Genomic DNA, 13,132 nt, shown 5'->3' with positions numbered 1-13,132 from the left:
CGGCCTCGCCCTTTTTCATTCCATCCGCCGGATCAGGCCGGATTGTGCAGCAGCGAATTGCGCCGCGAGTAGCCGAAGTACACCACCAGCCCGATGACCAGCCAGATGGCGAAGCAGGTCCAGGTCAGCAGCGACAGCTGCGTCATCAGGAAACCGCAGAACAGGATGGCCAGGCCCGGGATCAACGGCACGGCCGGGCAGACGAACTTGCGCGGCAGGTCCGGCTCGCGCTTGCGCAGCACGATCACCGACAGCGCGATCAGCGTGAAGGCGGCCAGGGTGCCGATGTTCACCAGCTCGGCCAGCGTGTGCAGCGGCACCAGGCCGGCGATCAGCGCGATCACGGTGCCGATCAGCCAGGTGGCTTTGTACGGCGTGCCGTATTTCGGGTTCACGTCGGAGAAGATCTTGGGCAGCAGGCCGTCGCGGCTCATGGCGAACAGGATGCGGGTTTGGCCATAGGTCATCACCAGGATCACGGTCATCATGCCCAGGATGGCGCCCAGGTCCACAAAGCCGGCGAACCAGTTCAGCTTGGCCACTTGCAGGGCCAGCGACACCGGATGGTCCACGCCGGCGAACTGCAGATAGGGCACGATGCCGGTCATGATGGCGGCCACCACCACGTACAGGATGGAGCACACGGCCAGCGACCAGATGACGCCGCGCGGAATATCCTTGGCCGGGTTCTTCACCTCTTCCGCCGCGCAGGTCACCGCGTCGAAGCCGATGAAGCTGAAGAACACGATGGCCGCGCCGTGGAACACGCCGGAGAAGCCGAAGGGCAGCGCCGGCTGCCAGTTGGCCGGCTTGACATGCCACACGCCGATGGCGATGAACAGCAGCACCACGGCCACCTTGATCAGCACCACGATATTGTTGACGCGCTTGGATTCCTTGATGCCGAAGGCCAAGAGCGCGGTGATGATCATGGCGATGGAAAAGGCCGGCAGATTGAACAAGGTGTCCTTGCCCGGCACGGAGCCAGCGGCTGCGGTCAGCGCCTCCGGCAGCCTCACGCCGAAGCCGGCCAGCAGGCTCTGGAAGTAGCCGGACCAACCCACGGACACCGCGGACGAGGCCAGCAGGTATTCCAGCAGCAAGTCCCAGCCTATGATCCAGGCGATCAGCTCGCCCAGGGTGGCATAGGCATAGGTGTAGGTGGAGCCGGAAATCGGCAGCATGGAGGCAAATTCGGCATAGCACAACGCCGCGAAGCCGCAGGCGAAGGCGCTGATGACGAAGGAAAGCACCAGGCCGGGGCCGGCGATGGTGGCGCCGGTGCCGGTCAGCACGAAGATGCCGGTGCCGATGATGGCGCCTATGCCCAGCATGGTGAGGTCAAACGCGGAGAGCTCTTTTCGCAGCCCGCGCGAAGTCTGAGCGGTAGCCAGCATGCCCTGGACGCTCTTCTTGCGCATCAAACTCATTGTCTTACTGTCCCGTATGGTGGCCGTCACCGGTCGGCGCGGACGCAAAGCGGCCGCGCTGAAACGACGAGACGCCCGCTGTCCAGGCGGGCGCCTCATACTCGGATAGGCTGTAAAGTGATCTGATTTGTCCCTCCGCGCCGGCCTGTCTTTTATTTACGCAGGCCATGTCTACGGAGGCCTTCGATAGTACAGCAGGAGGACGTCGCCACAATACGGGAAAACAGCAATGGTCAAATCTGAAAAATTCAGAATTCGTTTATATTCAACTACTGCGGCAAAGGCATGCGCTCCAGCAGCCGGCGCGCAGCCCTCTCCCGCTGTTCGCGCGGCGTAGCGCCCTCCCCTAGGCGTTCGCGGCCGGACCAGAACACCGCCCCATCCGCGTCGCGCACGGTCATGCTCAGCGCCGGCCAACTTTCCAATCGATAAGGCGGATCGCGCCAATAGCCGTCATGGCGCCAGCCTGGCGGCTGGGCCACCCACTGCTGGTCCAGACTCTCGGCAAAGCACAAGCGCCAAGCCGGCCGCGCGCCTTCCTCTAGCCCGCGCAGCGCCAGCCGCGTGGCGATCCAGCCGCGCCAATCGCTCGCCGCATTGCCGGAGGGCAGGCATTCCAGCATGACGCCCTTGCGCTCGGCCGCCGCTGGCGCGGAAGCCGCCTGGCCGCCCGCCCATGCCAGACCAGCGCATAACATGCCGACCGCCGCGCCGCCGGCCAAAACCAGCCTCATGCCCTTCTCCCAATCCATGCGATATCCAGTACAGACAGCCGCCCCAAAACAAAGTGCCGCGACTCGCGTCGCGGCACCGTTTATCCAGACCCAGAGCATCACACCTGGCTTACCACCAGGCCTCCAGCTGCACGCCGAAGGTATTGGCGTGGGTGCGGCCATTGGCGGCGAACGTGGTCAGATTGGCCTGCGCCGCCGCGTTGTTCCAGTTGTAATGGCTGGCGTACACCCGCAGTTCCGGCCGGGTCCAGAAGTCCGTATTGGGCGCGAAAGCCACCGCCACCGTCGCTTTGTTCAAGCGCTGCTGCGGCTGATTGTCGGTGTCGCGGCTGGTCAGGCCGATTTCTGTCAACAATTTGACGTTGGCCGCCACGCCATAGGACAGCCGGCCGCCCAAAGTGGCATCGAGGTACTTGGCCGCATTGTCCGGCGAGGCCGTCTGCCAGCCCATCACCGCCTGGCCGCCAAAGCGCCCGCGCTGCCAGTCCAGCACATCGGCGATGCGGCTCTGCCGCGCGCCGGCCTGCGCCGCGCCAGCATTGTCCAGATTGTAGAACTGGCCGGATAGCGAGGCATGGCCGGTAGACGTCTGCAGGAACAAGGAATTATTGACGCCCTGAGCCAGAAAATCCTTCTGATTGTGCAACAGGCCCAGCGCCGCGCCCGGCTTGCCGATGGCGAAATCGCCGCTGATGGCCGCGCCGGTCAAGGTCAGCTTGCCGCCCGGATTAGTGGCTATGCCGGCCAGCTGGAAGTTGGCGCGGCGCGCATTGTTTAGCGTGGCGTTGTCGTTGGCGTAGTTGCCGGACGAGGAGACGGACAGATTGAGCTTAGCCTGGCCGATGGCGATACCGTCCACCCCTGCGCCGTAATTGTCGCCGTCCTGCATCAGCCAGTTGTCCACGATGTGGATGTCCTGGATGCGGTGGTAGCGCTGGCCGGCCCACAGCGTCAGATTGGGTGCGAACTCCAGCCCGCTGATGTAGCCGTAAACTTGCGAGGCGCTGGTCTTGCCGTTGTAGATGGTGGGCATCACGTAAGCGCCCCAGCTGACGCCGTTGCCCAGCGTCCATTTCTTGCCTATGCCCAGTTCGATATAGGTATCGCCCTCATTGCCCAGGCGGAAGTGCTGCAGATCGCCGCCCAGCTGGTACTGGCTCTTGGGCTGATTGTCGCCCGAGCTGCCGTAAAAGCCGCTGCGCATATAGCCGTCGAACTGAAAGCCCATCTCGTCCAGCGCCTGCTTCACCGCGCCGCTCAATTGCTCGGCGCTGAGCTGCGGCGCCGGCGCGGCAGGTGCCGGGTCGGCCCAGGCCGGCAGGCTGGCGCTCAGCGGCAATAGCAGGCATAGCCAGTTGATGGTTTTTGTCCTCATCTTCGTCTCCTTGTCCCAATGGGTGATAGCGCCCGTTTTCCGCGGGCAAAGCTCCGCCCTGCCGGCCTCACGGCTGGCATGGCGGGGCGAGTCTTGGCGGGGGTGTTAGGTCGCGGCTGGCGGGGCGGCCCGGTACAGCAGCGAATGCCAGGGCCTCAACTGGCCAAGGGCCTGCGGCGGGTAATTGGACAACAATACTTCCAAGGTCCAGCCCTCCGGCACGGCGTCCGGCGGCGGCTGGTAATGGATGTTGTCGGCGCCGAAGTGGCTGATCACCAGCAGCATTTCATCGTCGCCGCGGCGGGTGTAGGCCCATAGGCTGGGGTGGTCCGGCGTCAGGCAGCGGTAATCGCCGTCGGCGAACACGCGGTATTGCTTGCGCAGCTGGATCAAGCGCCGGTAGTGGTGCAAGGCGGAGTTTTTATCGCCGATGGCGGCTGCCACATTGATCTCGGCCGCGTCAGCCCCCACGCCTATCCACGGCTCGGCCGCGCTGAAGCCGGCGTTGGGGCTGTCGTCCCACTGCATCGGCGTGCGGGCGTTGTCGCGCGAGCGCTGGCGGATCACCGCCATCGCTTCGGCGTCGGCATAGCCCTCCGCCAGCAGCTGGCGGTAGGCGTTGAGGCTTTCCACGTCGCGCAGCTGGCTGACGTCGCTGAAGCCGGGATCAGCCATGGCTATCTCCTCGCCCTGATAGATGTAGGGCGTGCCCTGCAGGCCGTGCAGCGCGGTGGCCAGCATCTTGGCGGACTCCGTCCGGTAGCGGCCATCGTCGCCGAAGCGGGACAGCGCGCGCGGCTGGTCGTGATTGCACCAGAACAGCGCGTTCCAGCCGCCGCCGGCGTGCATGCCGGTTTGCCAGTCCGACAGGATGCGCTTGAGCGCGATGAAATCCACCTCGCCCGCCCGCCACTTCTCGCCGTCCGGATAATCCACCTTCAGATGGTGGAAGTTGAAGGTCATGCTCAGCTCGCGCCGGTCCGGCCGGCTGTAGGCGATGCAGTGCTCCAGCGAGGTGGACGACATCTCGCCCACCGTCATCAGCTCATGGCCGTCGAACACTTCGCGGTGCATCTGCTGCAGGTATTCATGCACGCGCGGACCATCGGTGTAGAAATGGCGGCCGTCGCTGTCGTCCTCGGAAAAGGCCGGGTCCTTGGAGATCAGATTGATCACGTCCAGCCGGAAGCCGGCCACGCCCTTGTCGCGCCAGAAACGCATCATCTCGAACACCGCCTGGCGCAGCGCCGGGTTTTCCCAGTTGAGATCGGCCTGGGTCTTGTCGAACAGGTGCAGATAATACTGGCCGCTGGCCTCGTCCCTCTCCCAGGCATTGCCGCCGAATTTAGACTGCCAGTTGTTGGGCGCGTCGCGCCAGATGTAGAAGTCGCGGTAGGGATTGTCCCTGCCCTTTAGCGCCTGCTGGAACCAGGCGTGCTCGGTGGAGGTATGGTTGACCACGATGTCCAGCATCACGCCGATGCCTCGCCGCTTGGCCTCGGCCAGCAGCAGCTCGAAGTCTTCCATGCTGCCGTAGGCCGGGTCGATGCTGTAATAATCGCTGACATCGTAGCCGTTGTCGTTTTGCGGCGAGCGGTAGAACGGCGTCAGCCACAGATAGTCCACGCCCAGCCAGGCCAGGTAGTCCAGCCGGTCCGCCACCCCCAGCAGGTCGCCGGTGGCTTGGTTGCGATGGCTGCTGAAGCTCTTGGGGTAAATCTGGTAGACCACCGCCCGTTTCATGTCCTTAGGCATGCTGCGCGGCCTCCGCTTGGGCGGCCGCGGCCAACTGGCGGCGCGCCAGCAGCCAGGTCAGGCCAAACGGCACGGCCAAGGCCACCAGCGTGCCGGCCAGGAACAGCGGGATGTACTGCGGAATGATGGAGATGAAGGCAGGCAAACCGCCGACGCCGATCGCCGACGCCTTGACGTGCCCCAGGCTGATCAGCACCGCCGCGCAGGAAGAGCCGGCCAGCGCCGCGTAGAACGGCAGCTTGTGGCGCAGATTGACGCCGAACATCGCCGGCTCGGTGATGCCGAAGAAGGCCGATATCGCGGAGGTCGACGCCATATTCTTGTCGTTGGCGCTCCGGGCCAGCCAGAACATGGCCAGCGCGGCGCTGCCCTGGGCGATATTGGACAAGGCGATCATCGGCCAGATGAAGGTGCCGCCCTGGCTGGAAATCAGCTGCAGGTCCACCGCGATGAACATGTGGTGCATGCCGGTCAGCACCAGCGGCGCGTACAGCGCGCCGAACAATGCCGCGCCCAGCCACGGCGCCAGGTTGAACACGTAGACCAGCGCGTCGGTGACGGCGATGCCCAGATGGCGGGCCAAGGGGCCGATCACCGCCAGCGCCAGGAAGCCGCTGATGGCGATGGTGACAATCGGCACCACCAAGAGCTGCACCGCGTTGGGCACCCTAGGCCTCAGCCACAGCTCGACGCGGCACATCACCCAGGCGGCGGCCAGGATGGGCAGAATCTGGCCCTGGTAGCCCACTTTTTCGATATGCAGGCCAAACAGGTCGAAGTAAGGCACCGACGCGCCATCCAGCCCCGCCGCAGCCTTGCCATAATTCCAGGCATTGAGCAGGTCCGGATGCACCAGCAGCAGGCCCAGCACGATGCCCAGAATCTCGCTGCCGCCAAAGCGCTTGGCGGCGGACCAGCCCACCAGCGCCGGCAGGAAGACAAAGGACGTGTTGGCCATCATATTGATCAGCCCCCACAGTCCGGACAGGCCCGGATAGGCGTCCAGCAGGCTCTTGCCTTCGATGAACATGCCCTTGGCGCCCAGCAGATTATTGGCGCCCATCAGCAAACCGGCGATGATGATGGCCGGCAAGATAGGCATGAACACGTCCGAAAACACCTTCACCAGTTGCTGCAGCCGGTTCTGCTTGGCGTCGCCGCAGGCCTTCACCTCCGCGATGGTGGCGCGAGCCACCCCGCCCTGCTTCACCATCTCGGCATACACGCGGTCCACATCTCCGGCGCCGATGACGATCTGAAACACCCCGGCATTGCTGAAGTGGCCCTTCACCAGCTCCACCTGGCGCAGCGCGTCGCCCTGCACCTTGGACTCGTCATGCAATGAAATGCGCAGCCGGGTGAGGCAGTGCGCCGCCTGGCGGATATTGGCCGCGCCGCCGATGTTTTGCAGTATCTGCGCGGCGATCGCTTGATAGTTTTGACTCATCATCCCTCCCTGTCCCTGGTCGCGGCGGTGGGTTCGCATCCGGCCACCATGCCGGAAATCCGCCTGTTTGTGGTGATTGTCCGCATCACAACTGGAGGCAAGTTAACTCGTACATACGAGATGGTCAATGCTCGTCTGTACGAGTTTGTGAAAAGTCAAACCGACTGCCGCCATTTCGCAACAGCGAAAAGACGAAGGCCCGGGCGGATCACTCCGCGCCGGGCCTGTCTCATTCATCTATTTTGCACACAACGGTGGATCGCCCCTGCGGGGCATCCACCCTACAGAACCGCCTCCCGTAGGGCGGAATCCCGGCAAAGCCGGGAGTTCCGCCTGGTCGCAAACATCATGGAAATATCCAGGCTACGTCGTTGCAAAACCTATACGCCCAGCAAAGCCAGTTGCCGCGGCAGGCACACCCGCCGCAGGTCAAAGCGCTCCAGAACGGTCTGCCTGGCGGCCGCTCTCAGATCGGACAACACCGCCCTCCGCGCGCAGGCGTCAGCAACCGTATCGGCAATGGCTTGCCGCGAGAAGAAATCCACCAGCAAGCCATTCTCCCCATCCGCTATCACCTCCTCCACCGGCGGTGTTTTCGAGCCAACCACCACGCAGCCGCAGGCCATGGCCTCCAGCATGGACCAAGACAACACGAAGGGATAGGTCAGATAGACGTGAGCCGTGGAGATTTGCAGCATGCGCAGGTAGTCGGCATACGGCACCTTGCCCAGGAAATGGACGTTTTCCAGGTTCAGGCCGGCGCCCACCTCGTCCAGCATGCGCTGCCGGTAATAGCCGGGCGGCGCCTGCCTGCCGTAGGACACCTCGTCTCCGCCAACGATCAGGATTTGCGCGTCCGGCCTCTGCCTTTGCAGCTGCGGCAAAGCGCGCATGAAGGAATGAAAGCCCCGGTATGGCTCCAGGTTTCGGTTGACGAAAGTCACCACCTCGTCGGCCGCCGTCAATACCCGGCCATTGGGCAGCCGCAGCGCGGCATGGGGGTCCGGCCTGACCGCATCCGTATCCACGCCGTCATGCACCACCGCGATGCGGTCTCGATACGCCTCAGGAAAGCACTGCCGCTGCCACTGCGTAGGGCTGATGCCCAGATCCATCGCATCCAGGCTCAATAAATGATGGCTGGCGCGCACGCGCAGCTTCAGCCTGTCCTCAAAGCTGTCCGGAAACTCTGGATCAAAGCCCACATCCAGGCCATCCGCGCGATAGAAAAACTCGCAGTAATGCGCCAGCCGCGCCTGGGGGAACACGTCTTTGACGAATAAAGATTCCCCCCAGCCCGGATGCGCGTAGACCACATCCGGCGTGAAGCCTTCCGCGCGCAAGCGCAGCAAGGACACCGCCACCTGCTTGCCGCGCGCCACGGCCTGCGCGCAGGTCTGCAGGAAGGGATCCATCCCCGCCTCCGGCGCCTCCGGCATGTCATAAGCCAGCACCGGCAAGCCGGCCGGCAGCCGGTTCAAATGCGCGCCGACCCAGCGGCGCTCCCCCAGGCCCATCGCCTCTACCTGATGCGATTTCCATACCTGCGGCAGCAAATGGCTGAACTGTCCAGGGAAATTTTGATGAATGAACAACAGCTTCAATTTTTTCACGGCAATATCTTGTTCTCGTCACGCAAAAACGAGGGGCCGCAGCCCCTCGCCATAGTGCATCAACCGGATGCCCCCCTTAGTGCCAGTTCGCCGCCAGCGCCGGCTGCAGCGCGTCCTGCGCGTTCTGCGGCAAGGCCGCCCCCGCCGCTGGCGGCGCAAACCCGGCCATCGCGCTCACCAGCGCATCCACTTGCTTGTCCAGCAGGACCTTGCCATCCGAGGCTCGGAATTGCTGCACATGGTTGGCATCGCCGGCATACCAGCCGCTGATGTCGATTTGCGTGGTGGTGCCAATCTCGCTTACCAGCAAATCATTGCCGGAATGCTGGAACCACAATTGATTGCTGGATGCGCTATCGAATAGCACCGAGCTGGCATGCCCAGCGCCGCTGGCCGCGTTGTTGATCGTCACGTGCGTGGCGTTTGAGGAGATTTCGTAGCTGACATTACCCGCGCCGCCCGTCATCGTGTCGTTCTGGCTATCAGACTTCATCAACTCGTTTGCGCCGACACCGGTGAAGACACCATTTGTGCCGTTAATCTGCACGGGCAGCTTGCTCAACAGGGTGTCGATGCTCATTGAGCTGCCATCGGCAAACTGTACGGTCTGCACCGGGCGCACGGAGATAACCGCCCATTCTGCTAAAGTCACGGCATCCTTGTCGGAATAGTGCAGGATCAGATCAATGCCGCGATTTTCCACCCACATTTTATCGGCGCTGATACCAGCGCCAAATTTCAGCACATTGTTGACATTGCGGTTTGCTATGCCGTTGACTCCATACCAGCTATAACCGGCGCTAAAGATGGAGTCCGAACCGCAACCCAGGGATAGCTGGTAAAGGTTGTTGGCATCGCTGCCATACATAATGCCGCCGCCAGTGCCTGCGATATAGGTACTGCCGATGGGATTCCCCTTGACATCGGTGGTATGTCCTGTCGTGGTAACGCTGCGGCAATCATCGCTGCCCATGACATCGAAGCCGCTGCCGCCAATGTATGTGGCACTGCCTCCCTGGCTGAGCATGGTGTCGTGCCCGGTGCCGCCGTAGAAGGTATTGCTGGCGCCCGCGCCATACATGATGGTATTGCCGCTGCCGCCATGGAAGGTGTTGGATCCCGTGCCGCCATATAAGGAGTCATTACCGGATCCACCAGTCAATGTGGCATCGCCATTGCCCCCCATCACTGAAACATTGCCATCGCCAGCCATCAGGTTTTCTTGCTTGCCTACCCCATATATCACGCCATTGGCAGCGTGGCCTGCACTGAAAGACAAACTGTTGAGCAAATCCTTGATATTCATTGAGCTGCCATCGGCAAACTGTACTGTTTGCACAGGCTGCACTGAAATGACAAACCACTCCTTCAACGTGACGGCATCTTTGTCGGAATAGTGCAGAATCAGATCAATGCCACTGGTCTCCGCCCAAATATTGCCGGCACTGATGCCTGGCCCGAATTTCAGCACATTGTTGACATTGCGGTTTGCCATACCGTTATCCCCATACCAGCTATAACCGGCGCTGAAGATGGAATCCGAACCGCAACCCAGGGATAGCTGGTAAAGGTTGTTGGCATCGCTACCATACATAATGCCGCCGCCAGTGCCTGCGATATAGGTACTACCGATGAGATTGCCCTTATCGTCGGTGGTATGTCCTGTCGTGGTAGCGCTGCGGCAATCGTTGCTGCCCATGACATCAAAGCCGCTGCCGCCAATGTATGTGGCGCAGCCTCCCTGGCTGAGCATGGTGTCGTGCCCGGTGCCGCCGTAGAAGGTATTGCTGGTCCCCGCGCCATACATGATGGTATTGCCGCTGCCACCGTATAATATATTATGCCCGCTACCGCCTTGAAGCGTATCGTCACCGCTTTTTGCGATGTAGATCGCATTCCCTTGGGCATCCGTCAGAGAAAACTTACCGTCCTTGTCAATATGAATCAGAGAATCCAGACCATCCTGCAACTGCGCGGATATTTTCTGCCACGAGCCATTTGCAGTCAAATCACTGATCCAATGCCCTAGTTTAGTCGCCATATCCCATCCCGTGGCCACTAGCATATCCCGACCATAGGCCGTCAGCTCCAGCAAATCTAGCGTAGCATCAATAGGATTGGCCGCATATTTGTTATCAAGAATTTTATCTAAACCAGACAGATCGAATTGGGCGCCAGTTTTGGGATTGATATTCAATTTAATGGCATCGAGGTAAGGCTTGATCCGGGTTTGCATCAGCAAACCCTCATATACACTCTGTTCCAGGGCCTGGTAGCTTTGTTGCAGGTTAGCCACTTGCTGGGCATTGACTTCAATTTTATAGGTAGCGCCTAGCTTGATGCCCGCTTTTCCACCTCCATCGCCACTGCCGCCACCACCGGAGATCAAGGCTACGTGGATGGCATCCGCATGCCGACCCCACATCAGGTCTGTCTGGCTGGGCTCGTATAATGCTTGGCCATTGAATACCTCAAGCACGCCTACCATGTCCGCCATCTGCTTGTAAACGTCGGACCATTGATCCCGGTCTTGCAGCGGGATGCCGCCGCCCGCAAGCAGAGACAAGGGATTGCTAGGGTTTTGCCCGGCAAACATCTTGGTACTATCAAAGACATAGACGTAATTATTGGAAGCAATATCCCAATCATTTCTCGCCATCAGCCCTTTGAAATCGCTGCTGTCCGCCCAGGCTTTCAGCAACTGCGGCAGCATGGAAACCTGGTCGGCGCGGCTGGTCAGCGCGCTGTATTTTTTCAACATGTCGGCAAAGGCTGGGGATTTCTGTGCCGCCTGCTGGGTGTCGTAAACCGGGCCGCAGCCTGCCATTTCCGGCAAAACTTTCACCGCATCGGACAAGGGGCCGATGGGCTTGAGGTGCTGATAGAAAGGATCTGCGGCGAAGTTGATGTCTCCCATCGTCGTGGTGTGGCCATCTGCCCAAGTCACCACCGCGTAAGAGGATTCCGTATTCGCCATGTGCTCGGCGCCGCCGGTATTCGCCCAAGTTTTGGTGGCATGCAGTGAAATATCTACAATGCCCAACTCCTTCAGCGTCATCATTTTACCGGTAGCCAAGGCGCTATTGCTACTGCCATTGCCGGGTGCGCCCACCCAGATGCGCAGATTGGCAAACTCCGGATTACTGGCGTCGATGTGGCCGCTGCCACTTTTATCCAGCGCGGCCAGCGCTTGAAAACCATCCAGCGCATATTTCCCATCGGGCAGCAAGGTACTGTTGCCAAACAGCTGGGTGCCGCTGGTCAGCGTGGCGGCGCCATTGGGGTCATACACCAACAAACCGGTTCCTTGCGCAATCCACCCCAGTTGCTCGGTATTACCGGAGCCGTTGGTGTCGAACATCACGCCGGACTGGTCTGATCCAAGGGTGTGAATACCCGTTCCGGTGAGATCGATGACGAGAGGGTCCCAGCTGCTGTCAAAGACAGATCCTTGAAATAAGTCATGGAAATTTTTTTTGATACTATTCCAATTTTTATTTATATCCCCCACGGCTTCCTTCATTGCCTTCCACGCTGTATCCCATAAAGCCTGAGTATATGGATTCAATACTGCCGTTTCCACAACACCCGCCACACCCAAATCAATACCTCCCGCAAGCATTTGCTTTGAAATATCGACCCCCGTCAATGAGCCCAACACACCTGCAACTGCCCATACATCACACTGATTGCCATTAGGAAGATTATAAAACGGGGGATTTTCAATAGACTGATTAATGTAGTCAGCAAGTCTACCTGCCTGACTATCATTCAAGTATATTGAATCAGTTCTATCCGACCAAGCATGCCCCTGATTGTCAAATATTTTACCAGCCCCTAGCAATCCTGATGGATCTGGCGCGAATCCAAAATCAGAAGAATTTCCATTCTTATCATAGACCTCAAGAAAAGTATGAGGAATCCACCCTTCATCCTGCCCACCAACGTAGGACTTAATAACAACATGATCAATTGGAAAATTAATCGGCCTAGCAGGGCTATATTTCTTTCCCATAAGACACCTATTTAAGGTTATACTTAGCAATTACAGTGTGAAATAAGTCCAAAAAACTTTCACCATGAGCCTCTTTAAAAAAAGTAATCGTCTTGACTCGATTAGATTCTTTCTTTAACTTACTCACAATCTTCAATATCAGCTCCGTATTCGACACGCCATAAACGTAGATAAATACTTCATCATCAGAGTTAGTTGCGAGAACAATATCCTTCTCTTTGCAGTCTTTATTGTTTTTACACACACCACCATCTATTAAGATAGGAAAAATCACTCTATCACTTAGATCGTGGACCATATACATTAACTGCCCGCTACCTGCAACCGAAAAAATAGGAAAAAGAATAGCCACCAAACCCACGACAATAAAAAACTTCAATCTACCAATCATCTTTCTATACGTAAAAAAAAATTGAGTCATACCCACTCCCGATCAGAAGCAAAAAGAACCTGAGCCTTTTAAACAATGCCCAATTAAAACGAATTTCCTTGCTTTGGATTTAAATATATTAAGTCTGATTAACGTTAAAACAAATAAGAAAGAATGGACAAACCACGATTTATGATCGCTCAAAGCAACAACACATCCTCCTCACCGAAAATCGTGACCTACCCCTATTTTCTTTTTCTGTCAACAGGACTTGCAATATGATATACACTCGTAGCTTCACCTCATTTAAATTTATACTTAGCAATAACCGTGTATAAAAAAGAAAAATTCCAATTCCTTCTATGCTGCTCCTTATAAAAAACAATTGTTGAA

General features: G+C 59.0%; 8 protein-coding genes. All 8 read right to left on the bottom strand.

The window, feature by feature from the left end:
- Nucleotides 1-32 precede the first annotated feature (32 nt).
- The 8 genes from bcaP to C2I19_RS11045 all read right to left on the bottom strand — a co-directional run bounded on the left by bcaP (nucleotide 33) and on the right by C2I19_RS11045 (nucleotide 12,790).
- Nucleotides 33-1,430 carry a branched-chain amino acid transporter BcaP gene (bcaP, locus tag C2I19_RS11080; protein WP_103902755.1) on the bottom strand — a complete coding sequence of 466 codons (1,398 nt, stop codon included), beginning with the start codon at nucleotides 1,428-1,430 and terminating at the stop codon, nucleotides 33-35.
- A 269-nt stretch (nucleotides 1,431-1,699) separates the two neighbouring features.
- Nucleotides 1,700-2,164 (bottom strand): hypothetical protein, encoded by a 465-nt coding sequence (locus C2I19_RS11075; protein WP_146056792.1) that lies wholly within the window; start codon nucleotides 2,162-2,164, stop codon nucleotides 1,700-1,702.
- 109 nt (nucleotides 2,165-2,273) lie between these two features.
- Entirely contained in the window at nucleotides 2,274-3,539 is a 1,266-nt protein-coding gene (locus C2I19_RS11070) for a carbohydrate porin (RefSeq protein ID WP_103902753.1), read from the bottom strand.
- A 105-nt stretch (nucleotides 3,540-3,644) separates the two neighbouring features.
- A complete protein-coding gene (gene treC / locus C2I19_RS11065) occupies nucleotides 3,645-5,294 on the bottom strand; it encodes an alpha,alpha-phosphotrehalase (protein WP_103902752.1) in 1,650 nt (549 codons plus the stop codon).
- Nucleotides 5,287-6,741 (bottom strand): PTS system trehalose-specific EIIBC component, encoded by a 1,455-nt coding sequence (gene treP / locus C2I19_RS11060; protein WP_103902800.1) that lies wholly within the window; start codon nucleotides 6,739-6,741, stop codon nucleotides 5,287-5,289. Before treP ends, treC begins: the two co-directional genes overlap by 8 nt.
- Before the next feature lie 380 nt (nucleotides 6,742-7,121).
- Nucleotides 7,122-8,354: a glycosyltransferase family 4 protein gene (locus C2I19_RS11055; protein WP_199181150.1), complete on the bottom strand. Its 1,233-nt coding sequence runs from the start codon at nucleotides 8,352-8,354 to the stop codon at nucleotides 7,122-7,124.
- A 76-nt stretch (nucleotides 8,355-8,430) separates the two neighbouring features.
- Nucleotides 8,431-12,369 carry a calcium-binding protein gene (locus C2I19_RS11050; RefSeq protein WP_146056791.1) on the bottom strand — a complete coding sequence of 1,313 codons (3,939 nt, stop codon included), beginning with the start codon at nucleotides 12,367-12,369 and terminating at the stop codon, nucleotides 8,431-8,433.
- 7 nt (nucleotides 12,370-12,376) lie between these two features.
- The gene (locus C2I19_RS11045; RefSeq protein ID WP_103902750.1) at nucleotides 12,377-12,790 is read right to left on the bottom strand and encodes a hypothetical protein; all 414 of its coding nucleotides are present in this window, start codon (nucleotides 12,788-12,790) and stop codon (nucleotides 12,377-12,379) included.
- Between the last annotated feature and the right edge of the window lie 342 nt (nucleotides 12,791-13,132).

It is taken from the genome of Chromobacterium alticapitis (assembly GCF_002924365.1).
Lineage (GTDB): Bacteria > Pseudomonadota > Gammaproteobacteria > Burkholderiales > Chromobacteriaceae > Chromobacterium > Chromobacterium alticapitis.
The sequence above is the reverse complement of the archived record's forward strand: the minus strand, read 5'-3'. Positions and strand labels throughout refer to the sequence as shown.

Bases quoted from the DNA above. Each gene is read 5' to 3' on its own strand.
- bcaP (WP_103902755.1), bottom strand. From the start codon at position 1,430: ATGAGTTTGATGCGCAAGAAGAGCGTCCAGGGCATGCTGGCTACCGCT.
- C2I19_RS11075 (WP_146056792.1), bottom strand. From the start codon at position 2,164: ATGAGGCTGGTTTTGGCCGGCGGCGCGGCGGTCGGCATGTTATGCGCT.
- C2I19_RS11070 (WP_103902753.1), bottom strand. From the start codon at position 3,539: ATGAGGACAAAAACCATCAACTGGCTATGCCTGCTATTGCCGCTGAGC.
- treC (WP_103902752.1), bottom strand. From the start codon at position 5,294: ATGCCTAAGGACATGAAACGGGCGGTGGTCTACCAGATTTACCCCAAG.
- treP (WP_103902800.1), bottom strand. From the start codon at position 6,741: ATGAGTCAAAACTATCAAGCGATCGCCGCGCAGATACTGCAAAACATC.
- C2I19_RS11050 (WP_146056791.1), bottom strand. From the start codon at position 12,369: ATGGGAAAGAAATATAGCCCTGCTAGGCCGATTAATTTTCCAATTGAT.
- C2I19_RS11045 (WP_103902750.1), bottom strand. From the start codon at position 12,790: ATGACTCAATTTTTTTTTACGTATAGAAAGATGATTGGTAGATTGAAG.